Annotated in this window: 22 protein-coding genes; 7 read left to right on the top strand and 15 right to left on the bottom strand. The window is 43.6% G+C overall.

From position 1 onward, the window contains the following. Window positions 1–43: 43 nt before the first annotated feature. Both rfbB and rfbD read left to right on the top strand, forming a co-directional pair. Window positions 44–1,096: a dTDP-glucose 4,6-dehydratase gene (gene rfbB, locus QGN29_RS02215; protein WP_310799030.1), complete on the top strand. Its 1,053-nt coding sequence runs from the start codon at window positions 44–46 to the stop codon at window positions 1,094–1,096. Further along, window positions 1,089–1,979: a dTDP-4-dehydrorhamnose reductase gene (rfbD, locus tag QGN29_RS02210; RefSeq protein ID WP_310799029.1), complete on the top strand. Its 891-nt coding sequence runs from the start codon at window positions 1,089–1,091 to the stop codon at window positions 1,977–1,979. The genes rfbB and rfbD overlap by 8 nt, the downstream gene beginning before the upstream one ends. Before the next feature lie 269 nt (window positions 1,980–2,248). Here the strand turns inward: rfbD and QGN29_RS02205 are convergent, their stop codons facing one another. After that, on the bottom strand, window positions 2,249–3,157 hold the full coding sequence (locus QGN29_RS02205) for an N-formylglutamate amidohydrolase (protein WP_310799028.1): 909 nt from the start codon (window positions 3,155–3,157) through the stop codon (window positions 2,249–2,251). 16 nt (window positions 3,158–3,173) lie between these two features. Next, window positions 3,174–4,151, bottom strand: a complete 978-nt coding sequence (locus tag QGN29_RS02200; RefSeq protein ID WP_310799027.1) for a hypothetical protein — start codon at window positions 4,149–4,151, stop codon at window positions 3,174–3,176. A 102-nt stretch (window positions 4,152–4,253) separates the two neighbouring features. On the opposite strand from QGN29_RS02200, the gene QGN29_RS02195 reads away from it, so the two are divergent. Genes QGN29_RS02195 through QGN29_RS02180 form a run of 4 tightly spaced genes read left to right on the top strand, consistent with a single transcriptional unit; the run spans window position 4,254 to window position 8,529 of the window. Beyond that, entirely contained in the window at window positions 4,254–5,030 is a 777-nt protein-coding gene (locus tag QGN29_RS02195; RefSeq protein ID WP_310799026.1) for an ABC transporter permease, read from the top strand. A gap of 2 nt (window positions 5,031–5,032) precedes the next feature. After that, window positions 5,033–5,689, top strand: coding sequence for an ATP-binding cassette domain-containing protein (locus QGN29_RS02190; protein WP_310799025.1), 657 nt, complete (start codon window positions 5,033–5,035; stop codon window positions 5,687–5,689). A 22-nt stretch (window positions 5,690–5,711) separates the two neighbouring features. After that, a complete protein-coding gene (locus QGN29_RS02185; RefSeq protein WP_310799024.1) occupies window positions 5,712–6,824 on the top strand; it encodes a KpsE/RkpR family capsule polysaccharide export protein in 1,113 nt (370 codons plus the stop codon). Beyond that, the gene (locus QGN29_RS02180; protein ID WP_310799023.1) at window positions 6,817–8,529 is read left to right on the top strand and encodes a polysaccharide biosynthesis/export family protein; all 1,713 of its coding nucleotides are present in this window, start codon (window positions 6,817–6,819) and stop codon (window positions 8,527–8,529) included. Before QGN29_RS02185 ends, QGN29_RS02180 begins: the two co-directional genes overlap by 8 nt. A gap of 12 nt (window positions 8,530–8,541) precedes the next feature. Here the strand turns inward: QGN29_RS02180 and QGN29_RS02175 are convergent, their stop codons facing one another. The 13 genes from QGN29_RS02175 to QGN29_RS02115 all read right to left on the bottom strand — a co-directional run bounded on the left by QGN29_RS02175 (window position 8,542) and on the right by QGN29_RS02115 (window position 24,013). Beyond that, the gene (locus tag QGN29_RS02175) at window positions 8,542–9,507 is read right to left on the bottom strand and encodes a hypothetical protein (protein ID WP_310799022.1); all 966 of its coding nucleotides are present in this window, start codon (window positions 9,505–9,507) and stop codon (window positions 8,542–8,544) included. A gap of 72 nt (window positions 9,508–9,579) precedes the next feature. Continuing rightward, window positions 9,580–10,413: a sulfotransferase gene (locus QGN29_RS02170; protein WP_310799021.1), complete on the bottom strand. Its 834-nt coding sequence runs from the start codon at window positions 10,411–10,413 to the stop codon at window positions 9,580–9,582. Next, complete coding sequence (glmM, locus tag QGN29_RS02165; RefSeq protein WP_310799020.1) at window positions 10,410–11,765, bottom strand: phosphoglucosamine mutase; 1,356 nt, start codon at window positions 11,763–11,765, stop codon at window positions 10,410–10,412. The genes QGN29_RS02170 and glmM overlap by 4 nt, the downstream gene beginning before the upstream one ends. A gap of 78 nt (window positions 11,766–11,843) precedes the next feature. Continuing rightward, complete coding sequence (cysN, locus tag QGN29_RS02160; protein WP_310799019.1) at window positions 11,844–13,748, bottom strand: sulfate adenylyltransferase subunit CysN; 1,905 nt, start codon at window positions 13,746–13,748, stop codon at window positions 11,844–11,846. Beyond that, window positions 13,748–14,647: a sulfate adenylyltransferase subunit CysD gene (gene cysD, locus QGN29_RS02155; protein WP_310799018.1), complete on the bottom strand. Its 900-nt coding sequence runs from the start codon at window positions 14,645–14,647 to the stop codon at window positions 13,748–13,750. The genes cysN and cysD overlap by 1 nt, the downstream gene beginning before the upstream one ends. 82 nt (window positions 14,648–14,729) lie before the next feature. Then, on the bottom strand, window positions 14,730–15,599 hold the full coding sequence (galU, locus tag QGN29_RS02150; RefSeq protein ID WP_310799017.1) for a UTP--glucose-1-phosphate uridylyltransferase GalU: 870 nt from the start codon (window positions 15,597–15,599) through the stop codon (window positions 14,730–14,732). Window positions 15,600–15,623: 24 nt separating this feature from the next. After that, entirely contained in the window at window positions 15,624–16,901 is a 1,278-nt protein-coding gene (locus QGN29_RS02145; RefSeq protein ID WP_310799016.1) for a phosphoglucose isomerase-related protein, read from the bottom strand. A 15-nt stretch (window positions 16,902–16,916) separates the two neighbouring features. Beyond that, on the bottom strand, window positions 16,917–17,549 hold the full coding sequence (eda, locus tag QGN29_RS02140; protein WP_310799015.1) for a bifunctional 4-hydroxy-2-oxoglutarate aldolase/2-dehydro-3-deoxy-phosphogluconate aldolase: 633 nt from the start codon (window positions 17,547–17,549) through the stop codon (window positions 16,917–16,919). Between the two features lie 23 nt (window positions 17,550–17,572). Further along, window positions 17,573–19,384 carry a phosphogluconate dehydratase gene (gene edd / locus QGN29_RS02135; RefSeq protein WP_310799014.1) on the bottom strand — a complete coding sequence of 604 codons (1,812 nt, stop codon included), beginning with the start codon at window positions 19,382–19,384 and terminating at the stop codon, window positions 17,573–17,575. A 12-nt stretch (window positions 19,385–19,396) separates the two neighbouring features. Further along, window positions 19,397–20,101: a 6-phosphogluconolactonase gene (gene pgl, locus QGN29_RS02130; RefSeq protein ID WP_310799013.1), complete on the bottom strand. Its 705-nt coding sequence runs from the start codon at window positions 20,099–20,101 to the stop codon at window positions 19,397–19,399. A 1-nt stretch (window position 20,102) separates the two neighbouring features. Next, window positions 20,103–21,572, bottom strand: coding sequence for a glucose-6-phosphate dehydrogenase (gene zwf, locus QGN29_RS02125; protein ID WP_310799012.1), 1,470 nt, complete (start codon window positions 21,570–21,572; stop codon window positions 20,103–20,105). Window positions 21,573–21,726: 154 nt separating this feature from the next. Beyond that, window positions 21,727–23,193 (bottom strand): NAD-dependent succinate-semialdehyde dehydrogenase, encoded by a 1,467-nt coding sequence (locus QGN29_RS02120; protein WP_310799011.1) that lies wholly within the window; start codon window positions 23,191–23,193, stop codon window positions 21,727–21,729. 16 nt (window positions 23,194–23,209) lie between these two features. After that, the gene (locus QGN29_RS02115; RefSeq protein WP_310799010.1) at window positions 23,210–24,013 is read right to left on the bottom strand and encodes an SDR family oxidoreductase; all 804 of its coding nucleotides are present in this window, start codon (window positions 24,011–24,013) and stop codon (window positions 23,210–23,212) included. A 168-nt stretch (window positions 24,014–24,181) separates the two neighbouring features. On the opposite strand from QGN29_RS02115, the gene QGN29_RS02110 reads away from it, so the two are divergent. Then, window positions 24,182–25,774 (top strand): EAL domain-containing protein, encoded by a 1,593-nt coding sequence (locus QGN29_RS02110; RefSeq protein ID WP_310799009.1) that lies wholly within the window; start codon window positions 24,182–24,184, stop codon window positions 25,772–25,774. The last annotated feature ends 4 nt before the right edge of the window (window positions 25,775–25,778 follow it).

Raw genomic sequence — 25,778 nt, 5'->3', positions numbered from 1 at the left:
ATTACCTATGCTTATTCAAAGTAACTTTTAGGACGAGGCATAAATGAAAATTATTGTAACCGGTGGCGCTGGATTTATTGGTTCGGCGGTTTGTAGATATTTGGTGAGCGAGGTCAAGGCGACAGTGATTAATGTCGATAAATTGACCTATGCCGGTAATACTGACAGCCTCAAAGTCATAGAGAATAATGAAAATTATATCTTCGAAAAAGTGGACATCTGTGACCTTGCAGAATTGAACCGCATTTTTACTCAGCATCAGCCTGATGCTGTGATGCACTTGGCGGCCGAAAGCCATGTGGATAAATCAATAACTGGTGCTGAAGAATTTATCATGACCAACATCGTTGGAACTTTTAAGTTGTTAGAGGCTGCTCGCAGCTACTACGATGCGCTTTCCGGTGAGAAGAAAGATCAGTTTAGATTTCTTCACGTTTCCACAGACGAAGTTTACGGTGAACTAGGCGCAGAAGGCCTCTTTTCTGAAGAAACACCTTATGACCCCTCTTCGCCGTATAGTGCTTCAAAAGCGTCATCAGATCACTTAGCCTTAGCATGGCGCGAAACATATGGCTTACCTGTGGTGATAAGCAATTGCTCAAACAATTATGGTCCTTATCATTTCCCTGAAAAACTTATACCTCTCGTGATTTTGAATGCCATGGATGGGCGCAAGCTTCCGGTTTACGGTGATGGCTCCAATGTTAGAGATTGGCTTTATGTTGATGATCATGCAAGGGCCCTCTATTTGATCCTGACAAAAGGACGTTTGGGTGAGAAATATAATGTGGGCGGACGCAATGAGCGCACCAACCTTGAAGTCGTAACAACCATCTGTGATATTCTTGATGAATTAATTCCAGGGGAGTCACCGCGCAGAGATTTGATCGAATTTGTAGCCGATCGTCCTGGTCATGACGCCCGCTATGCCATTGATGCAACCAAATTAGAAACAGAGTTGGGTTGGAAGGCCGCGTGTAATTTTGATACGGGTATTAAGAAGACAATCCAATGGTACTTGGACAATGAATGGTGGTGGTCTCCTCTCAGGGAAGTCTCTCGTCAGCGCCAGGGAATTGTTAAGAAAAATGACTAAACTGTTAGTTGTTGGAAAAACAGGTCAACTGGCCTCAGCCTTAAATCAGCTTTCACCTGACTTTAGTCTGGCCTGTCATACTATTGGCCGCCCAGAAGTGGATCTATTTGATGAGCAAGGGGTTTTTGATGCAATCCTTGCAGAGAAGCCTAGCGTTTTGGTCAATGCGGCAGCCTATACACAGGTTGATACTGCGGAAACAGATCAAAAGAAGGCCTATGCTGTTAACCAGCATGCAGTCAGGCAAATGGCTGAGGCTGCTAAAGTGTTGGATATACCTTTCATCCATGTCAGCACGGATTATGTATATGATGGGCAAAAGCAAGGCAGCTATTTAGAAAGTGATCCAACCAACCCTCAAGGCATTTATGGTCATTCAAAATTGGCAGGCGAGCAGGATGCACTGGCCACGCATGACAAGGTTATTATTCTACGCACAGCATGGGTCTATAGTGCGATTGGCAAAAACTTTGTAAAAACCATGCTTAACTTAGCTGAGATAAAAGACAGTCTGGGGATTGTGGCTGATCAAAAAGGCAATCCTACATCGGCTTTGGATATTGCGCAGGCTATTTTCAAAATTATAATACAAATAACTGACAACGGATGGCAGTCAAGCTATAGCGGCCTCTATCATCTTGCCGGTACGGGCGATACCACATGGTTCGGTCTTGCCTGCAAGACTTTTGCATTGTATTCTCAAAAGACGAGCAATAAAATCCCTGAAGTTTCCGCAATCACAACTGCGGACTATCCGACCCCTGCCAAACGGCCAGAAAATAGTTGCTTGAACTGTCAAAAATTAGAAGACACGTTTGGCATCAGATTGCCCAATTGGGAACAATCCTTAGAGAAATGCATTCATCAACTTGTTGAGTCTTAAGGCCCTACCTTGATCTGCCATCGTGTTATCTTTCCCTTCAGAAGAGGGGTTCATTGCAGAATTGTAAATTTAGTGAATTAATTTTATTTGCAATTACAGTGCTTTGAAAGAAAAGTTCTTTGATTCTCTTGATTTATAGAGCAGCCATCTTGATTAACTGCAAGTCATAGTTATATTAATAAGAGGCATGAGTTGTAGACTTCATGCCTTTAATGCCCTCCGTGGGCGTTTCCTCCCTGAGCCTGGGCCACTTCGTGTGGCCCTTTTTTTTATTCTGCGGCTATGGGGTGGTTTATTTTGTGAAGGGGTTGGTTAATTTCTTGGTGAATATGATCGTAAATAAGATGCAGGAGCTGTCCAAGGTCTGACTTGAGATGAGGGAAGTTAGCATTTTTTTCTATTGTCTCTTCATCCATATAAAGGTCCCGACACAACTCAAGCTGTAAAGTATAAATATGATGCTCCGGCTCACAGTAATTTCTAGTGATAAAACCTCCGGCATAGGGTGTATTTCTAGAGACGGAGTAGCCTTGGTTTATAAAACTTGTTTCAATGACTTTGAGCAGATTTCTGTCAGAAGTTTTGCCCCAGATGTCGCCGAGAACAATATCAGAGAGGCTTTTCCGTCTTCTATTCAGTCGGTTTGGAATTGAGGGCATAGAATGACAATCCAAAATGTAGAGGCACCCAAACTTTTTATAGAGCCGCTGGATTTCGGTCTGCAGACATTGATGATAGGGGTAGTAGACAGCATTCAACCTTTCTGAGGCCTCATTGGCTGGAATTTTTGACATGTAAATTGATTGGGCCTTGCCGACAATTTTTGGGATGACGCCAAGGCCAGCCTGGACATTTTTCGATCTTTCGATCTGTTGTGTAAGGCCGCCGTCAAACATGGCAAAGTCTAGCTCTGTTGGTTTTCTGTTTAAATCAACATAGGCTCTTGCATAAGAAGCTTCGATCATTGTGACTGGCAGTGACCTCGCAGCCTCAAGAAGATCTCCAACAAAAGCATCTTCAGAGGATCTAAGCTCAGGTGTCTTGAGATGGGACCTTGTGGTCATATCCTCTGGATATATAGTGCCACTATGAGGAATACTTAGAATGAGCGGAATTTCACCTGCATGTTCTGTATCATTCTGCAGTTGATATGGGGGGTGATTGAAGTCCAAAGTCATCTGATTGGCTGCACTCCTAGTTTATTCCCAATAAGAGTTTGAGTTTCTCGTAAAATGAGAGACGCTTCATTCTTAAAGAGAAAATAAATTTCTCCATATTACTCAGATACTCTTGTGTTCTTTCGTCAGTATTATTATGTTCCGGGCGCTTAAGCAAGATATCTTTAAAAGCCTTCAACTTGGGATGATCGTATGTGTGATTGGCTTTATTGACAATCATCTCACTGATCCTCACTTGAAAGGGGGAGATAAGGCGCTCGCTTTGCCCAAAAGATTTCCCATATTTTTTCATGAAGGTACGTAAGTCTTTCTTCTTATGAATTAAACCACTGAGGGCCATGAAAGAGAGAGTGGTGATATCAGGATTGATATTTTGCTTGGGATCAGCAACTTCCCTTTTCTTTGGAATATTTAAGGGGGAGGTATCCAAATCTAGCGATTCTAGGAAATGAGTTATCATATCATGTTTATGAAGGTCGAAACTATCGACCTGCACCGCCGTCTTTCCGTAAACTTTCTCCCAACGATTAAGGATGATGCTATAATTTATACTCTTCATAATCGGGGAAATAGGTTCTGGGCCCTCCATAAGGGTATGCATGACTTTCACACGTTGACTGAGGGCACTCATCACATAATCATAAATATTTCTTACGTATATTTTAATGACGACTTCATGCTCTTTTGTGTAGTCATACAGCCGTTCAATGGCTGTTGGCCCCATGTGACATAAATTTTCTGCAGAGAGGATCAGGGAATGACAATTCAATTTTTTTGCAGAACTGATGTTCTGAACAAAAAAACTTTCGAGAACTTCTGAATTATTTTCCCTAAGAAATTGCGCTAACTCAGAATGCTGCGTTAAGAGATTATTTGTGACAGGTCCGGCATAAAAAAAACCCTCATTGTTAAGTAAGATATTGTTTTTATAGCAGAAATTTTGAATGGCTGTTGTGCCAGTTTTGTGAGTTCCAATGTGGATTATGATTTTCATACAGTCAGTCTGCTTACGAAGAAGAAATTATTAGTGTTTATTTCATTGAATTTATTGTTTATTTAGAATGAAACGGACTGAAGGGTCAAGGTCGGAGACTTTATGAAGCGAAATATTATTAAAGAACAATATGATATAATTTTTGCTATCATTCTTCGAAATATGGCTAAGAATTATTCAGCCTTCAAATTTGGGACAATATGGGTCGTTTTAGAGCCGCTGTTCTTCATATTGCTTTTTGTTATTCTTTTTGGACTGAGAGGGCGCGGTGAATTTGGTTTTATAGAACCTCCTTTATTTGTTCTAGCAGCCTTTCTCCCCTTTAAACATTTTTTCAATAATACCATGAAGGAATGCCAAAAGACTTTAAAGACGTCGAAAAGTTTTAATGATTTTAATCAGATTGGTTTGTTTGATCATTTTTTGGCATCGTTGGTGAATGTGATTGTGACAGGAATTTTAAGTTGGCTTCTTATTAGTATGCTGCTTTTTTGGACTGTAGACCTTAATCCGATCCCAAAAGATATCCTGCCGACTGTTCTGTATATCCTCTCCCTTGCAGTTTTTGGGTTAGCATTCGGGATGATTATTTGCCTGGTTCAGGAAAGTGCGAAAGAAGTTGAGCTCTTTGCGAATATGCTCTCTTTGCCGTTACTACTTTTGTCAGCTGTTTTTTTCCCTATGACATCTATTCCAGAACCATTTCGGTCTTATTTAGCATGGAACCCCCTCGTTCATCCTATGGAGCTTATCCGAGAGAGTTGGTTCGATCATTATGTCTCCCCTGTTGCGAGCCCTTACTATTGGTCATATTCGACGTTGGTTCTTCTTGCGCTGGCCCTGATGGTTTATCGCCTCAAACATAAGAGTGTGAGATAGGTATGATTGAGTTTATAAAGGTTAGCAAATCCTACGGGAAGGGAGCTAAGGCCCCTGTCGTACACAATCTATCTTTCCACCTGTCAGAAAAGCAGTCCCTTCAGATTATAGGAGCAGAGCATACCGGAAAATCGACGGTTCTTAAACTCATCTGCGGCACTGAATATCCTTCTCGGGGGAAGGTTGAGAGACAAGGAAAGCTTTCCTGGATCGCTAACACTCTGAAATATGAGAAAACAATGTCTTTGGTGCAGAATTTAAGATTTTATGCTCGGATCGCAGGTCAAAATGATTTTACAGCTTATAGAGAGGAAGTCGATCACCTTTTGAGAGGGCAGATAGACTTTGGGCTTAAGGTTCATGAGATATCGGGGCTTCAAAAACGGCTGCTGTCTGTGGCCGCTACCATATGCTTGCCATTTGATGTTTTTCTTTTTGATGATCAGCTTTATCCCAAAAACCAGATGGATGATGAAATTGAAACACTGTTCCGTGATAAAATACAATCTCTTCAGCAGATTATTGTTGCAAGCTCTAATGTGAATATGAATAAAGATTTTATTGATGCAATCTTGGTTCTTGATAATGAGCAGTCGCGTCTATACAGTTCAGCAGAAGACGCACGAGAGCATATAGCCATGATACATGGTGTAGTCTAAAGATGTCAGGGGAGAAATTGGAGTGACCTACTTCGATTTAGGAAAGAAATATTTTAGCAGCCTAGGAAATTATAGGTTTGTGGTATTCATTTGGCTTGTATGTTTAATCTACTACGGTCTCTATGCATCTCACCGCTATGTGCCAGAGGCGCAGGTCTATGTAAAGTCTGGGAAGAGTATGACCATGGAAGGCATCCCTAATTTGTCCTTGATGGCAATGGGTGTTTCGCAAGCATCGCCTGATCTATACCTCTTACAATCCTATATGCAATCAAAGGATATGTTGATGATTGTCGAGGAGAAGCTGAACCTTCGGGCGCATTATACATCGGATACTGTTGATTTTATATCGCGCCTAAAGCCTTGGTCTTCAGATGAGGACTTTTTAGCATATTTCAGAGATCACCTCTCTCTCGATGTGGATGCGCAATCAGGTATCATGTTTGTGCGCGCTGAAGCATATGACCCTCAATATTCAGTCAAATTAACGGAACTTCTTATTCTCGAGGGCGAAAAATATATTAACAAGGTGGGTCAAGAGATTGCGAATGAAGAGGTCGCTTTTGTGGCGAAAGAGGTGGACCGTGCCGAGGCTAAACTGGAACAGTCCAAAAAGGATATTTTGGACTTTCAGAATAATAATTCTACCCTTAGTCCTGAAGAAGAAAGCCTCACCCAGCTAAAAGTGATTGCAGAATTGAGGAGCGAAGTTGTGCAGGCACGGGCAGAACTTAAAGTGTCTCAAAGTTTTCTATCAGACAATACCATGGAAGTCGCTTCTTTAATGGCCAAGATTGATGCCATAGAAGAACAGATCAATATTCTTGAAGCGTCTGCAACTGCAGAAGGGCAAGGATCCCTCGGGGCACAAAATTCTCTGTTCCAAACCCTTAAACTTCGCCTTGAATTTGCGACGCAAGTTTACTCGACAACGATTACCGCTTTAGAACAAACGCGTGTCGAAGCATATCGAAAACTCAAGCATGTTGTACGTGTACAAAATCCGACAACCCCGGATGAGGCGGCCTATCCGCGAATTTTCTATAATTTAATGACCATATTAATCGTTCTGTCTTTATTGTACGGTGTGTTTGCAATAGTCATCGCGACGATTAAGGAGCAAAGAGATGGGTAAGATGAGCTTTTCACTCAAATTGATTATGATGATTGGATTGGCCCAACTATGTGGTGTTATGGCGCAGTCTGTTTCAGCTCAAGCAGGGTTTAGTCAGGAAGATATTAAGCAGTTTCAAGCCGCCCAGAAAAAAAAGAAGCCCAAGCTTAAAGCATCACTTGGCTCTAGTGAACCAGAACCAATTGAAACCACAAAAGCTTTAGAAACAGGGCAGAATGTTTTTGGGCACCGTCTGTTTAACGGGGCTTTCTCTGAGCAGAAATTTATTGGGTTTAATCCTGATTATACACTATCAGCTGGAGATTCTATCATTCTGCAGATGTGGGGCGGTTTTGAATCTCAACTTAACCTAACTGTGGATGCCCAGGGGAATATCTTCCTGCCCAAAATCGGACCCATTCTTGTAAGAGGGATTAAGAATAAAGACCTGAATGCCTATATTACTAAAGCTGCGGCTAAAACGTTTAAAAGTAATGTGGGTATTTATGCCTCTTTAATGGCTGCGGAGCCTGTGAAAATTTTTGTGACAGGCTTTGTCAATAAGCCGGGGCTTTATTCTGGACATTCAGCAGATAGTGTTCTGAGATTTCTTGATTTAGCTGGTGGAATTGATGCTCGGCGTGGAAGTTATATTGACATTCAGTTGGTTCGAAACGGGGAAACCAAGCAGGTGATAAATCTATATGATTTTATTCTGCAAGGCCGGATGCCTCAATTTCAAATGTTTGACGGTGATACTTTGCTTGTGAAACCTCTTAAAGGACAAATTGGGGTCAGAGGACTAGCGCAAAATCCATATATCTATGAGTTCAATCGTGACAAGGTTAAAGTCGCCGATGTTCTTGCCTATGCGCGCCCAACTTCGAAAGCCACCCATGTTAAAATTAACAGGAACAACCGTGAAAAAGAAGAAGTCGAATATTTTGCCCTTGATGAGCTAGGATCGGTGTCTGTTTCAAAAGGAGATGTGTTAGAACTCACGTCTGACAAACTTCCTGGAACCATTTCAATCAGAGTAGAGGGGGAGCATCTTTCTAGTCAGGAACATATATTGCCTTACGGAGCGACCTTATCTGACTTGATGCGTAAGATTAAGTTTGGACCGCATGCAGTGCCTGGCGCTATTCAGTTGTACCGTGAATCGAATAAAGTGCGACAAAAAGAAAGATTGATGTCTCAGCTCCGTGCCTTAGAGAGCAGTGTTCTAACCGCGCGCTCTGGAACTGTGGAAGAAGCAGCCCTGAGGAACCAAGAGGCGGCGATGATCTTGCAATGGGTTAGTAGAGCCAAAGAAATAGAGATGAAAGGTCAAGTTGTCCTTGGGAAGAACGCTGATCAACAGCGGATTCTGCTCGAGGCCAATGATAAAATCGTTATTCCAGCCGTGAGCAACCTTGTTCATGTTAACGGGGATGTGATGTTCCCGACCTCTATGGCCTTTAACGGTGAGCGCACGCCTTTGGATTATATTAACTTGGCTGGTGGCTTTGTCCAAAAGTCCGGCAACTCAATTGTGCTTATTCTGCATCAGGATGGTACATTTGAGAAAATTGCAAAAGTCGATAGCCGGAAGACAGATGTACTCGCAGGCGATGAGATTATCATCTTGCCTAAAGTTCAGACAAAATACCTTCAAGCGACAAAGGATATTACTCAGGTTCTCTATCAGATTGCTGTTAGTGCCGGTGTATTGCTACGCATTTAGGAAACCTGAAGATTATTTGTCTAATAATTTCATCAAGAGAAGGCCATTGAGTAATCTTTGGCCTTCTTTTTCATCCAGAGGTGTATATGGCTTTTGACTTGGATGCATCCAGTTGTCAAAAGATTGGCCCTGGAAAAATTTTTCTGCAAGCCACTCGTTTTCTTCTTGATGACAGTCAATGATTTTTTGGCGCTGTGGTATGGTGAGAGGGGACCCTTTCGGACCGTACTGCTCAGCATCAGGAAGGTTTTCGATCAATTCAAAGAGTGTATTGTCATGCGGACCATCGAAGATAAAGGGGGTTTGAGACAAACACTCAAGTAGGCTGTAATTAATTGATTTGTTCGCATTGCTAACTCTTTCTAAACCGTCGAAGTCTATGCCTGACTTATGGCAAAAATCTTCTAACAAATCGCCTTTATGAAGTGCTTCGGGCTTAAGAATATTCACGCTTGTATTTTCAATACCAACAAGATCGATCCACTTCTTTAGCACATTTTTTATATGTAACTTTTTATTCTTGGTATATTTCATAAAATAATCTTTGAGACTCTGACCTGATTTAACAAACCACTGTTTCCAAGCGGCAAGAAACCAATCATCATGGCGTCTAAAATATAAGACAACTTTAATCGTGAACAGTTCGGAGATGGGGCGGAAAAGTTCAGGGAAGCGCGCATCGGATAGATTTTCCGCTGAAAGAATGATTGTGTGAATATTTTTTTTATCGGCCTGAATTGATAAGCTTTCAAAATTCTTTGTTAATTTCTCAGAGGCTAGATCAGACTCTCTGAGGTTTTTTAAAAAATTTACAGGTGGTTGGTCAGTAGAATTTTTTGAAAAAAACGCCATCTCTTGATCAAGAAGACCATAGCCTCGGCTGATAAGTTCATCTTTATTTTTAAATAAAAAGTTCTGAATAGAGGTACTCCCACATTTGGGATAGCCAATATGTAATAGAAGTGTTTTTTTTGCCATAACTTTATTCTTCAATTTTATCATCATTTTATAAGCAATAGAGCAGGGTATGCTGGTGCAAGATCAAGAAATTTATTCATCAGCAGTAAATTTTTCATATTCTTGAAGGAATATTTTTTCAATTTTCTCAGTCTGCGCATCAGACAACTCTTTGCGTCGAGCCGATTGACTGTCTGCGCTTCCAATCTTTTTCGCCAATAGCTTTTCTATAAGGCCCTCTTCAAGTTTTGCTGTTGATAGGTCCAAAATTTTATATAAGTCGTGAATAGATTGGGGGGATTGAAGACTATTCACTTCAAGGCGAGTACAACTCTTCGGATGCTGGACTAGCAGTAGATCTTCCACATGATCCCATAACTGATTTAACTCTATATATTCTTTAATTTGTAGGCGTAATTCTATATCGTCCTTAATGGTAAAGTTCGACCAATAGACTTTGATATCCGATAAAAACATTTCTAGAAGTGGTCTCCTGAGAAATAGCATTTTGCAGGCGGGATAAAGGCCTAATAGAAAAGTTAAACTCTTTTGATCATGATACCTGATTTCTTTAAATCCCCATCTCTGGCAGGCTGCACTGGGTTTAAACAGCTGAGTGATAAACTGGCGGGTGGTCGCTATTAAATCTTCTTTGTCGAACAAGAGGGATAGCGGGTTGAAGGCCATATTAAACTCTTCGCTTTTCCGGTGCTGCGGGGTCTCTTTCGTATAATCCCCTCTGAAAGCTGACGCCATTTCTGCCAAGTGATTAAGTATACCAGCATGTTCGCCGCTTATCTGTGTGTCAGGATGACTGTTTAGAATGCGCTGTACAAACGTTGAGCGTGACCTGTGTCGACCAATGATGAAAATTGGACGGTCACTTTCGTCATGTTTTGGGATGGCTTCTTTTGTGTCTTTGGTCATAAATCGTCAATTGCTTCTTGAATGAAGGAGGCTAACTTTTCTGATGTTTGCTGTACAGAGTGCTCAGTATCGGCTTCAACTAAAATTCTTATTAGTGGCTCGGTTCCAGATTCTCTTATGAGAAGACGCCCTTGCGCCCCAAGCTCTTCTTCCGTCAGGCTAATAAATTCCTGAACCCTATTTTCTTGAAGGGGGTTTTTATTGCCATATTTAATGTTTGTTAGCCGTTGAGGTAGCGGGGTGAAAATCTCGTATATTTCACTGCAAGTTTGCTTGTTCTCAAGCAACTGGTGAATAATTTGAATGCCGGCTAGAAGACCATCCCCTGTTTTTGCATGGTCAGTAAAGATAATATGACCGGATTGCTCACCGCCAATATTTGAACCTAACGCAAGCATGTCTTTTAAAACATTGCGGTCACCGACTTTCGATCGTTTCAAGCAGAGGCCATTTTCATTTAAATAGAGCTCTAAAGCTTTGTTAGACATGACCGTTGTTACAATCGTATTAGATTTTAGTTTCCCTGCTGCTTTCCATTTTGACGCCAGATAAGCAATAATCTTATCCCCATCTATAATCCGGCCTTCTTCATCGCAGATGATGACGCGATCAGCATCCCCGTCCAATGCAATGCCAATATGGGCTTTTTCATCAATTACTTTCTGGCACATGGCTTCCGGATAGGTGGAGCCGCATTTGTCGTTAATATTTAAACCATTAGGAGAAACGCCTAAAGGAATCACTTCAGCCCCTAATTCTTCTAAGGCGGTCGGAGCAACTTTATAGCCTGCACCGTTTGCACAATCGAGGACGATTTTTAGGCCTTCGAAAGATATATGATCGGGTATTGTTGCCTTGATATATTCAATATAGCGGCCTCTCACTTCGTCATCACGTGCTACATGGCCGATTGTAGCGGGATCTCCTGTATAGAGCTCGGCGCTTTCATTTTGTAGAAGACGTTCAATTTCCGTCTCTAGAGTGTCAGCAATTTTATATCCATCAGGCCCAAAGAATTTCAGGCCATTATCATAGTGGGGGTTATGACTTGCAGAGATCATAACTCCTGCGTCACATTTTAAACTTGTAACGAGACGGGCAATGGCAGGTGTAGGCATGGGTCCTGTGTATAGAACATCCATGCCGGCGGCGGAAAATCCTGCCCCTAAACTCGCTTCGAGCATATAGCAAGATCGGCGGGTGTCCTTGCCGATTATAACCTTATGTCGGTGGTCCCCTCTTGAGAGAAGATTCCCAGCCGCTAGGCCAACTTTCAGGGCTATTTCAGGTGTAATTTTTCCGTCGAATACACGGCCGCGAATACCATCAGTGCCAAAATAATGTCGTGTCATAAACCCAGCCTAATCATTCCCATAGATATAGAAAAGGCTCCTAAAGAGGAGCCTCTTCATCATAAGTTTACATTAAAATCAGGAAGATAGGTAGCCTTTTTCTTCCAGATAATCCACGACTAACTCTGCACAGGCTTCTGCACTCATTGAGGTAGTATCCAATGTGAGTTCTGGGAATTTGGGCGCTTCATAAGGACTGTCGATGCCAGTGAAGTTTTTAATTTCTCCCGCTCGTGCCTTTTTATAAAGCCCTTTTACATCCCGTTCTTCACAGACATCAATCGGTGTATTCACATGTACTTCAATGAATTCATTCTCATCCAGCATTTGGCGTACCATGGCGCGCTCAGCCGCAAAAGGAGAAATAAAACTGGTTGTAACAATAAGCCCGGCATCAGCCATGAGTTTGGCCACCTCACCAACACGGCGAATATTTTCCACACGGTCAACATCCGTAAACCCAAGGTCATGACACAGTCCGTGGCGTACATTATCACCGTCTAGGGCATAAGTATGACGTCCCCTCGCGTGCAGTGCTTTATCCACGAGATTAGCGACTGTGGACTTGCCGGATCCAGAAAGGCCTGTAAACCATAAGACAGCAGGTTTTTGCATTTTCTGTGTCGCACGTGAGGTCTTATCAATTTCCATGGCTTGCCAGTGTATATTACTTGCGCGCCTTAAGGCGTAATCAATCATGCCCGCCCCTACAGTGGCATTGGTCATTTTATCAATGATGATAAATGCACCCATTTGACGATTGTCAGTGTAAGCATCAAAAACAACGCGATTATCAAAAGCGAGCTTGACTGAGGCAATTTCATTGAGTTCAAGGGATGTGGCTGCAAGCTTTTCCATCGTATTCACGTCCACCTTATGTTTAAGGCCGGTGATAATACCTGGAATGGTTCTAGAGGCAGTTTTAAAAAGATACGGACGACCTGGAATCATATGTTCGTCAGACATCCAGATAATCTTTGCCTTCACTTGATCCGTTACTTCTGATGGATCGTCAGCAGTGACAATGACATCACCGCTTGATGCGTCAATCTCATCTTCTAAAGTCAAGGTCACGGCTTCCCCAGCAACAGCTTCCTCTAAATCGCCATCATAAGTGACGATTGATTTGACAGTGCTCTCAACAGCGGAAGGTAACACTTTAATGCGATCACCCGGCTTCACAGTTCCTGAGGCAAGGGTTCCAGAAAATCCTCGGAAATCAAGATTAGGTCGGTTGACCCACTGTACGGGCATTCGCATTGAGTTATTTTGCAGATCTTCTTCAACTTGGACGGACTCTAAATGAGCCATCAAACTTTTACCCTGATACCAAGGTGTTTTTTCACTGCTCGAAACGATGTTGTCGCCCTCTAAGGCGCTGATCGGTGTTACGACGATATCTTTAAAACCAAGATCTTTCGCAAAGTCTCTATAGTCTGCTTCGATATTCTGGAATGTTCGTTGGTCATACTCAACCAAATCCATTTTATTCACAGCAACAACAATATGTTTAATGCCAAGAAGAGAAGCTATAAAGCTATGACGACGTGTCTGTGTCATCAGGCCGTGGCGAGCATCCACGAGAAGGATCGCGAGATCTGCCGTAGAGGCGCCAGTAGCCATATTTCTGGTATATTGTTCGTGGCCCGGTGTATCTGCAACGATGAATTTACGCTTATCTGTACTGAAAAATCGATAGGCAACATCAATAGTGATGCCTTGTTCCTGTTCTGCGGCAAGGCCATCAACCAGTAGCGCGAAATCAATATTTTCACCCTGTGTTCCAGTTCTCTTGCTATCAGCCTCTAGGGCAGCAATTTGATCTTCAAAAAGAAGTTTGCTGTCGTACAGAAGTCGACCTATCAGGGTTGATTTTCCATCATCAACACTGCCACAGGTGATAAAGCGAAGGAGAGACTTTTCCTCCTGTTCTTTTAAGTAGCCGAGAATATCGGATGAGATGAGATCAGATTGATGAGCCATTAGAAATACCCCTCTTCTTTTTTCTTTTCCATACTTGCAGCACTGTCATGGTCGATCACGCGACCTTCTCGTTCTGAAGTGGTGGTAAGAAGCATTTCTTGAATGATAGCAGGAAGAGTATCTGCATCAGATTCTACTGCAGCTGTAAGAGGATAGCAGCCGAGCGTACGAAAGCGCACGCGTTTCATTTCTATTTCGCCTTCTTCAACTGGCATTCTGTCGTCGTCAACCATAAACATCTGACCGTCGCGGGTTACCACGGGCCGTTCGGCTGAGAAATACAATGAAGGGAGATCTATATTCTCTAAATGAATATATTGCCAAATATCAAGCTCTGTCCAATTTGAAATTGGGAAGACACGCATGCTTTCCCCTTGCGCTTTTCGTGCATTGTAAATATTCCAAAGTTCAGGGCGCTGGTTTTTTGCATCCCAGCGATGATTCTTTGTGCGGAAAGAAAAAATTCTTTCTTTTGCTCTAGATTTTTCTTCATCCCTTCGAGCCCCGCCAAAGGCAGCGTCGAATTTATATTTATCAAGAGCTTGCTTCAGGCCTTGCGTTTTCATGATGTCCGTGTGGACAGCAGATCCATGCGTAAAAGGACCCACACCTTTATCAATGCCTTCTTGGTTTTGATGAACAATCAATTCCATTCCCAGCTTTTTGGCCATAGCGTCGCGAAATTCAATCATTTCCTTGAATTTCCACGTAGTGTCCACATGCATTAAAGGAAAAGGAGGCTTGCTCGGATAAAATGCTTTCGCTGCCAAATGGAGCATGACAGCACTATCTTTTCCAACACTATAGAGCATGACAGGATTTTCAGCTTGAGCAGCAACTTCACGCATAATGTGAATGCTCTCAGCCTCAAGTTTTTTAAGGTGGGTTATATTTTTCATGGGTCAATCTGCGATTTCAATTTAAATTTGATCTCTATTTGGTCTTTCTTGACAAGAGAATCAATAGAAAAAATCTAATTTGTCATTTTAGTTTTATTTCTTGTTCCAAGAAGCTTGCTAAATCGGGATCCTCCATAGCGAGGCTGATATTAGCCATCAGCCAACCTTCTTTACTTCCACAGTCGTACCGCTTGCCGTCAAACTCGAGCGCATGGAAGGGTTGTCTCCCTATCATTTTGGCCATTGCATCAGTCAGCTGGATTTCATTGCCAGCGCCGGCTTCAGTATCCTTCAAGATATCCATAACTTCAGGCTGCAGGATATAACGACCAATAACGGCCTGCGTTGAAGGTGCATCTTCAGGATGTGGCTTTTCAACGAGGCCCAAGACTTCGGTTAATTTACCAGAGACAGCGCCAGGTGTGATCACGCCGTATTTGGATGTATCCTCTTTAGCGACAGACATACCTGCAATGATGTTACCGCCAACAGTATTGTAGGAATCGATCATTTGCTTTAGGCAGCCTTTTGGGGCTTTAATCAAGTCATCAGGCAAAGCTACAGCAAAGGGATCACCGTTGGTGATATGGCGTGCACACCAAACAGCATGTCCAAGTCCCCTAGGGCGCATTTGCCGTACATAGACAATTCTGCCTTCAGGCTGAAGCATTGAGCGCGATGCTTTCAACCCTTCTTCCTTGCTCCGTTCTTGAAGAATTTTTTCAAGTTCATAAGCATGATCAAAATGATCTTCCATCACTTGTTTGTTGCGACCTGTCACAAGAATTATTTGCTCAATGCCTGCTTCAATGGCTTCCTCAACCGCATATTGTATAAGGGGCTTGTCAACAACCGGTAACATTTCTTTTGGAATGGCCTTTGTTGCAGGTAAAAAACGTGTGCCTAGACCTGCAACAGGCAGAATGATCTTCTTTATCGGTTGATGTGCCACCGCGGCCTCCCAAATTCAACTATGTTAGCTTTGCCCTTTTAGCTCGTTTAAATATTGACGAGTTAAAATTTTGCCTTCTTCTACAGCAGGTTGGTCATAGGCGTCAATTCCCATTAGGCCTGCTGTGATACCTGTTTCTAGCATGTAGGACATGAATATTGCACCAATATTATATTCGTTCAAGCGATCTATTTTAAACTCGCGGACAATATCGCCTTTATTCTTAAGAGTATTTTGGGTCGCTTTTGATTGGAGAGTGACTACATCACCGATTGTACAATCGGCCATATAATCTAATCCCATTTCTTTGGCTGCTTGACCACTAATCACAGGACCCTGTTTGAAGGAAGGGATAGTGATGAAGGTGTACATTTTGTCTCTAGGACCATCTAAATAGAGTTGCAATTGGCTATGCTGATCAACAGGGCCTACAGCGACCAAGGGTGTCGTGCCTTGTCCTTCTTTCCCTAAACTCTCCGCCCAAAGTTGCCCCCACCAGCGTGTTAAATCTCTTAGGCTTTCTGCGTAGGGCATTAGAACTGTCTGTGTTATTCCGCGTTCTGTATTGAGGGTATGTAAAAGGGCGGCACCAAAGACAGATGCACTTGATTGTGCATCTTCAAGGATTGAAGCAATGACATCTTTTGCGCCCTTTCGATAGCATTGAGGGTTGAGGCCCATCGCAGCCACTGGCAACATGCCTACATTTGAAAGGACACTGAAGCGACCGCCAATATCTGTCTCGTGATCCATGGTGACAGACCCAAGTTTTTCAGCCACTTTACGAAGAACACGCTCTCCTGGTTCTGTGACAAAGGTAAAGCGGTCTTTTAAATCTGTGATCGCATTTTCTTCAAACCAGTTCATCATGACGATGGTTTGTGACAATGTTTCCGCGGTTGTTCCAGATTTGGAAATCGCTAGAATATGTGTTGTTTCAGCGGGTAATTTTCTAAGTAAGACATCCATTTCGAAGGGGCAAAGGCTGTCAGGTACATGTAGAGCCACCCCTTCTTTGTCCATAATAGGCGCAATTGCTGTTGCAGCTTTCGCCCCGAGAGAGGACCCGCCTGTGCCGAGAATAACAACATCTGTATAGGTGTCGCGGATATATGTGCCGCGTTCGTCCATCGGGTCGATGTCATAGTCTTCACCAGCGATACGCACCCAACCTAGTTTGTGTGTCTTAATCATTTCTACAGCATAAGAAGCGGCTTTTTCTAAGTGGCCCTGAAAAGTTTCAAGTAGGCCGTCTTTCTCTAATTGTTTCAGTAAATCGTCTCTATTGAATTCGATAGTCATAATTTTACATAGTCCCTAAGATTTATTTTTTGCGACAGCAACCGCATTCTTATAAGTTTGTTCTTGATCGATTGCCCCGTCAGCGCCGCGTACAACAATCCAACTTCCTCCCACAACAGGGACATTAGATAACGCAAGGTAATCCTCTTTATTTTGCATGTTGATACCGCCTGTAGGACAGAATTGAATTGAAGGCAGTACAGCCCCTGCAGCCTTCAGATAGGGGGCTCCGCCGCTGACTGAAGCAGGAAAAAACTTAAGGGCTTTAAATCCAAGATCTGAGGCCATCATCGCCTCACTTAGCGTAGCAGTGCCCGGTAAAAAAGGCAGGCCAGTGTTTTGAATGGCAATGGCTAAATCCCGTGTCAAACCCGGAGAGATGCCAAAGCCTGCGCCTGCATCGCGGGCTTTATTCAGGTCGGTAGCATTCATAATTGTGCCTGCACCGATCATCGCATCTTTCGGCAGCGCCTTTGCGACAGCATTGATTCCTTCTAGGGCGGTTTCATGGCGCAGGGTTATCTCAAAGACACGAATGCCAGCTTGATAGAGGGTGTCTGATGTGACCAACGCCTCTTCAATGGATTGGTAGGCCAGGACAGGAATTACGGTGCCCGCATTGAAAATATCATCTACAGTAAATGTCATTATTTATTCCACTATCTTTATATTTATTCTATGCCATTTGGATTAAAGATGCTGCCCCCATAGCCAGCTGCGCCGACCAAATTGCGGAACGGCGCAAAAAGATCACGTCCATATGTGTCACTAAATGAAGGGGGTGTCGCCTGTGGGCGACTTTCTAAATCAGCCATGACTTCAAGGGTGCCGTTTTTCGCATCAAGGCGAATAATATCACCATTTTCGATCCGGCCAATCTGTCCCCCTAAAAGAGCTTCAGGAGAAATGTGAATAGCCGCAGGCACTTTGCCAGAAGCGCCAGACATCCGACCATCAGTGATGAGGGCAATTTTAAAGCCTTTATCTTGGAGAACACCCAGAGAAGGTGTAAGTTTATGAAGTTCAGGCATGCCGTTAGCCTTTGGACCTTGGAAGCGAACGACGGCAACAAAATCCTTCTCGAGATCCCCAGCTTTATAAGCTGCGATCATTTCATCTTGATCATGGAAAACCACGGCAGGGGCCTCAATCACTTGATGCTCTTCTTTTACTGCAGAAACTTTGATCACACATTCCCCTATATTTCCTTTGAGAACGGCAAGCCCGCCGTTTTCTTGGAAGGGGTCAGCATGAGGTCTGACAATTGTCACATCCCCAGGCGTTTTAGGCGCTGGTGAAAAGGCAAGTTCCTTCTTTTCGTTTAACACAGGCTCAAAGCAGCTGTTGCCGATTGTCTCACCTGTAATCGTGAGCGCCTCACTATTCATAAAGCCACCGTCAAGGAGTTGTTTCATGACATAGGGAACACCGCCAGCGTCATGAAATCCATTCACATCAGCGGTTCCATTTGGGTATACCCGTGACAAAAGGGGTACGTTTGCCGATATATCGCTAAAATCTTGCCAGGTGACTTTATAGCCAGCGGCCGCAGCAATAGCCACAATATGAAGAGTATGATTAGTGGATCCGCCGGTTGAGAGGAGGGCGATGATGCCATTCACGATGGATCTTGCGTCAACGATTTCGCCAAGACCAAGGGCATTCTGATCATGGGCTTTCTCCACCATCAATCGGGCCACTTCATCTGAGAGTGCGCGTCTTAACGCCTTTGTAGGTTGGACAAAGCTTGATCCAGGCAGTTGCAAGCCCATCATCTCTAACATCATTTGATTTGAGTTTGCCGTGCCGTAAAAGGTGCATGTACCAGGGCTATGATAGGCACGCGCTTCGCTCATAAGAAGCTCTTTTTCGTCGGCTTCCCCTGTGGCGAATTTTTGTCTCACAGCCTGTTTTTCACTATTTGATATGCCTGTAGGCATTGGCCCTGCAGGCACAAACGCAAAAGGCAAGTGACCAAACGACAAAGCCCCAATGAGCAAGCCGGGAACGATTTTATCACAAATACCAAAGAGTAAGCCCGCATCGAAAACGTTATGGCTCATAGCAACAGCTGTTGACAAGGCGATCACATCTCGACTGAAGAGACTCATTTCCATTCCGCTCTGACCCTGTGTGACGCCGTCACACATTGCGGGAACCCCACCTGCCATTTGAGCAACACCGCCTGCTTTGAGGATAGCCTCTTTGGTCTGGTCTAACATAAGGTGGTATGGCTGATGGGCAGAAAGCATATCGTTATAGGAGCTCACAATAGCGATATCGGCAACTTTGCCGTCAAGAAGCATCGTCTTCTCAGAATCAGGACAGGCAGCAAATGCATGCGCTAGATTACCGCAAGAGAGACTAGGCTTGTTGCGGCCTCCATCCTTCATTGTTTCAATCCTGTTGAGATAGAGGGCTCGACTAGCTTTTGAGCGTTCCTCAATTTTGGCAGTAATTTCTTGAATGGCTAAATTTGTCATGGGTCTACTCTTTTAGTCAGCATAATATATGGTCAAAGGGTGGTTTAAAACCCTCATCAATCGTGCGATGGGCAAGTCACTGCCTTCCGCGGTTGCTTGCTCAAGGGCTTCTAATTTTTCAGGGCCTGTCAACATCATCCGTATATGATTGCACTGGCTGATTGCTCTGGCACTGAGAGAGAGGCGCAAGATTTCATCTCCTGTTACCGGAGATTGAATGGCTTCTATAGGTGAAATTGTCGGGGCCTTCTCCATATGGAAGGCTTCCTCTAAGCCTTTTGCTTTAGGGAAGAGTGAGGCGGTGTGTCCATCTGGTCCCATGCCTAGCAAAATACTTGAAAAGGGAATGGCCTGTTGTTCATACTCTTTATTCACATCATCAGCACAGTCGAAAGGTGATTTCCCTTCACGGTATAGGGTGAGGAATGAGGCCTGTTTTGCCTTTCCTTGCAGAAGCTCTTGTTTGATCATAGCAGCATTACTACGAGGATGACTTTCAGGCACCCAGCGATCATCAACAAGCGAAACTGTGATGTCGTCCCAAGCTAAATCAGTTTCACGCATGGCATGAAAGAGAGGTTTTGGTGTATTTCCACCAGACACAGCCCAACTAGCTTGGCCATCTGTATCGACACTTTCTTCAAGGACTGTGATCATATCCTGCGCGAGCTGGACAACCATTTCTTCTCGGGTCTCGTATTTTTTTAGGATATACATATTAACGAACTTTGCTTTCATGGAACCACTGACGGCCTTCACGGTTGATTAAATCATGGGCTTCATAGGGTCCCCAGGACCCAGCTTGATAAGGGAATAGTGTTCCACCCTTGCCAGATTGCCAGGCCTCAATAATGCTATCAATCCATTGCCAAGCATATTCGACTTCTTCTCTGTGAACAAAGAGACTGTGGTCCCCGCGTGTTGCAGCGAGGATCAGGCGCATATAAGGGCCAACACGTTTGTCATCCGTCACATCAAGGTCAAGCTCAACCTCTTTCAATGACCCATCATCAACAGAATGGTTTTTAACCATCATTGACATGACGAGTTTATCGTCGGGCTGGAGGCGGATTATGAACCGGTTTGGTTGAAGGGCCCCGCCTGTCCATTCTGGATCAGCATGATGAGGAATATCTTTAAACTGGATGACAATCTCGGCAAAACGATCGGCAAGACGTTTACCAGTTCTTAAATAGAAGGGCACATTGGCCCAACGCCAGTTCTGGATAGAAGCTCTTATGGCAACGAAAGATTCTGTGGAACTTGATGATTTTAAGTTTAGATCGTCAGCATAGCCACCCGCAGGTTCACCATTGACAGCGCCCGCGACATATTGTCCGCGAACAACAGTTTTTTTAACCAATTCATTCGTCATAGGTTCAAGAGATTTGAGAACTTTAAGCTTTTCTTCCCGAATACTATCGCCGTCCATGCGCGCAGGCGGTTCCATGGCCACAAGGCATAAAAGCTGTAAGAGATGGTTCTGAACCATGTCGCGGAGGGCACCTGAATCATCATAATAGGCATCTCTACCCTTGAGGCCCATATCCTCTGCTATGGTGATCTGAACATGGTCGATGGTGCTGCTGTCCCAAAGTTTTTCAAAAATAATATTCGAAAAGCGCAGGGCCAGAAGGTTTTGCACAGCTTCTTTTCCTAAATAGTGGTCGATGCGGAATGTTTGCTCTTCGCTGAAATATTGCGCGACTTCAGCATTAATCTTTTTGGCTGATTCTAAATCATGACCGAGGGGCTTTTCTAGAACCACCCTGCAGTTGGGTGTGTTAATTCCATGCTTGTCCAGAAGAGAACATACACTCGTAAACAGGGAAGGAGGAATGGCCAAAAAGCTTGTTACAATTCTATCCTGCCCGTCAATTGTGAGGCGTTCATGAAGTTTTTGCCAATTTTCACAGCCATGCATTAAATCTAAAGTAATGAATTCAACATGCTCGCAAAACCCATTAAGGCGCTCTTCAGTAACTGACCGCGCAGGCTTGTACTGGCTAAAAATGTCCTGCAGCCATTCCTTCATAGATTGATCCGGGGCTCGGCGAGAAGTTAGGAATATTCGTGTGTCCGGATGGAAATGACCTGCAAGCCAGCCACTATAAAGTGCCGGTAGTAGTTTCTTTTTAGACAAGTCCCCCATGCCACCAAAAATTATGAGATCAAATGCTTTATTCATACTCAGTCCCTTAGTTGCCCACTCCCATGGACAGACGCATCCGAGCTATGCCGGATTGTTGAATTGTTATTAATTTTGAAGGCAGCTTAGTGAAGAATGACAGCGCTGTCAATTTGAATTGGGTTTTCAAAAACAAGTCGAGAGAGTGCAGAGGCTATAGACCGCCCATGCATATATACTTGATTTCAAGATATTCATCAATGCCGCATGCTGATCCTTCACGGCCAAGGCCGGATTCTTTCCAGCCGCCAAATGGGATAACTTCTGATGTAATGCCAACCTCATTCGCGCCAATCATGCCATAATCTAGAGCCTCAGAAACACGCCAAACTCTGCCAATATCACGACTATAAAAATATGCAGCAAGGCCAAAAGGTGTGTCATTAGCCATCTTAATAGCGTCTTCTTCTGTTTTGAATGTAAAGACAGGCGCGACTGGGCCGAAAATTTCTTCGCTGAAAAGGCGCATATCTTCAGTGACATCAGCGATGATGGTTGGACTGAAGAATTGACCTTGGGTTTGTGCGCCGCCGGTTACTATCGTCGCCCCTTTTGCTTTTGCATCATCCACGAGGGCTTGAATTTTATGCACAGCTTGCTCTGAAATAACAGGGCCCATTGTGTTATTCTCATTAAGGCCATCTCCAAGGATGAATTCACTCACTTTTTCAGTGAATGCTTTCAAGAAGTCATTGTAGATATTTTCTTGGACTAAGATGCGGTTCGCACAGATGCATGTTTGTCCAGCATTACGATATTTTGACCCGAGCGCACCTAGAACGGCCTTTTCTAAATCTGCATCCTCAAAAATAATGACAGGAGCATTACCCCCAAGTTCCATTGAGGCCTTTTTCACAGTAGAGGCACATTGGGCAAGCAAATGCTTGCCAACCGGGGTAGAGCCAGTGAAAGTGAATTTTTTGACAATTGGGTCTTTGGTTAAGACATCCCCTACTTCTTGAGCCTGCGTGCTTGGGATCACATTCAACAAACCCGGAGGCAGGCCAGCTCTTTCTGCAAGTTCGCATAGGGCTAAGGCGGACAGAGGAGTTTCTGCAGCAGGTTTGCAGACAAAGCTACAACCAGCGGCAAAAGCAGGAGCGCATTTTCTGGTAATCATTGCTGAGGGGAAATTCCACGGCGTAATAGCTCCTACAACGCCGATAGGTTGCTTGATAGAAAGCTGACGTCGATCATTTGCGACGGCTGGAATGATATCCCCATTCATTCGCTTACCTTCTTCGGCGAACCACTCGATGAAGGAGGCGGCATAGGCAATCTCAAGGCGAGATTCCATGATGACCTTGCCTTGCTCAAATGTCATTAATCGAGCAAGGTCTTCTTGGTTTTCAAGGATAAGGTCATTCCACCTTCGTAATAAAATGGCACGCTGTTTTGCTGTGATTTTACGCCAGTCCAAAAAGGCATTTTCTGCTGCAATTACAGCAGTTTTTGCTTCATCTTTTCCAAGGTCAGCTACTGAAGCAATAACATCTCCTGACGCTGGATTAATAACGTCAAACGTCTTTCCATTCTTCGCATTCACCCACTGACCATTAATATATCCCGCTTTTTTTAAGAGAGACATATCTTTCAATAAAGGCTCGTTTTGGACTGTCATAATTTAACCCTGCAGTTTACATATTTTTCATCATCGCGCCGATCATGTGAGCACCAGCCCCAGCTGTTGCCCATCCACCATCGACAGGGAGAACGATTCCACTTATGTAAGATGCCGCATCTGAGCTTAAGAATAAAGCAGCATTTGCAATATCATCTTTTTCACCCATCCGCTCTAAAGGCACGCTCTGTACTGTTGCTTTTCTCATGGCCTCAGTTGGAGCAAGACGATCCATGCCCTCTGTTTTGTCAATCGGACCTGGAGAAATGCTGTTAATACGAACACCCATGCCGCCCCACTCTTGTGCCAGTGTTTTGGTCAACATATCGACACCCGCTTTTGCTGCGCAAACATGAGACTGCATCATCATGGGAATGAAAGCCTGTGGAGCCGAAATATTGATAACCGACGCGCCAGGTTTTTTTACATATTGAAAACAGCTTTGCATCACATGGAATGTGCCAAGAAGGTCAATGTCAACCACAGACTTGAAACCATTGGCAGACATACCCAAAGCAGGAGCAGGGAAGTTACCCGCTGCCCCAGAGATAACAATGTCGATCTCGCCCACTTTTGACGCAAAATCTTTAAAGGCATTTTGAACATCTTCGATGTTACGCACATCTAAACTATAACCACATGAATCACTGCCATGACTTTTGAGCAGGTCAACAGCTGCATTTACCTTGTCTGGGTTTCTACTGCAGACAGCAACGCGAGCCCCGGCTTTTGCAAAAGATTCAGCGATGCCAAGATTAATCCCGCTTGTTCCGCCAAATACGATGACACTTTTACCGGTGTAATCAAATGAGATTGTCATAATATTCTCCTCCTTATAATGGACTTATGTTGACGTGAACGTAAACTTATTGTGAGCAAAAAGCCAATGGAATTTTATGGATCGCACTAATTTATATGCATTTTTATTATCTATTTGGATTAAAATCAGCCTATTGTAGGATCTGAAGCTATGAGATGAGGAGGAGTTATGGAGTTTTCTGCAATAGATGAAGGAGCCTTTAAATCATTTTTAAAGGCTATGGCAGACGTCATACTCGAGATAGACTCCGAGGATATTATCCAGGAAATTTCTTGGTCTAATCCTGATTTATTAGGCCGCATGCTGCAAAAAGGCGATTCTCTGCAGAATGCTTTGCACCCTGATGACCTTCCTTTGTTCACTCTGCTGAAGAGAAAATTGAATAAGCAGAGGAAAATAGGGCCTGCTCCTTTTCGGATCGTGAAGGAAAATCAAAAAGAAATTGCGGTTAATCTTTATGGGACATCTCATCGCAAGGACGGTGTGATTTATTACCAATTAATGTTAAGACCCTATGCGGGAGATCTCGTCCTTCCCTCTCTCAGTCAAAGGCCAGCCTCGCGCCCAGATCGGCAGTTCACGACCGATCATTTTAATTCTCTTTCTAAACGTGTCAGCGATTATGCTGATGGGCTCAACATCTCTGAAGGGCAAGCGTTGTTAAAGTTAGCGGGCTTTTTCGATGAAGATCAGCCCCCACTTAATGAACGGATTTTGAAGCTGAGTAAGCTTTTGATAGAAGCGGCAACGGATCGAGACGATCCTCGCAAAGTGGATGTCTCTAGCGAAATCAAGGCTGTAGAAAACAAGCCGGATATTCAGCAGTCTTTTGACAATGCCCTTAAGACGAATACTAATTTCTTAAGAATTGACTCAATAACAGGGGATGATGGCCTCAGCGAAGAAGAGGCTGTAAAAGCTGCCGTTTTTAGTTTGCAACAGGCTTCCAGAGGGGGCAAATCGAATTCTTTGACCGGGGTGTCAGGGGATTACGAAAAACGATTGCAAAAAGCTAAGATGCAACTACGCGCTTTTAAAACAATTGTGACACAAGAGTATTTTGACATCGCCCTACAGCCTATCGTTCATATTGAAACTGGCAAACTACATCATTATGAAGCCCTATGTCGCTTTGATCACCGTGTTTATGATGGATCACCTTATTTTTTCATGTGTTTTGCTGAAGAAATGGGCGTCATCCATGAGTTTGATTTGGCGATGACTTTGAAGGTCATTCATCTTATTAAGCGGCTTAAACGTATAGGGTACAATATTTCTGTGGCAGTGAATATTTCTGGGAAATCAATTCAATCATCCATATTCCTGCGACATTTTTTCAGAATTCTTGAAGACTGTGACGATATTCGAAAGAATTTATCGTTTGAATTAACTGAATCAAGCCAGATTGATGATTTAGAGACAACCAATAAAATTTTATCGCGGATTAGGGAGTTTGGGCACATTGTTTGTCTTGATGATTTTGGCGCTGGCGCGGCTGGCTTACAATATTTGAGAGCCCTTAAAGTGGATGTGGTGAAAATTGATGGTGTTTACATCCGTAAAGGCATCGAAGAAGAGGAGAATCGTTCTTTTCTTCGCTCCATGGCGGATCTCTGTACAAAATTGAATATTACCACCGTCGGAGAATGTGTTGAAGACGAGAAGCAAAAGCAATTCTTACAGGATATCGGTGTAACATATGCACAGGGGTGGTTATACGGTAAGCCAGTTTCCGTTTCTGAGGCTCTAGAAAATTATTAAGTAC

The organism is Temperatibacter marinus (genome assembly GCF_031598375.1).
Taxonomy (GTDB): domain Bacteria; phylum Pseudomonadota; class Alphaproteobacteria; order Sphingomonadales; family Kordiimonadaceae; genus Temperatibacter; species Temperatibacter marinus.
Note: the sequence above shows the minus strand (reverse complement) of the source record. Positions and strands in the feature narration are given on the sequence as shown.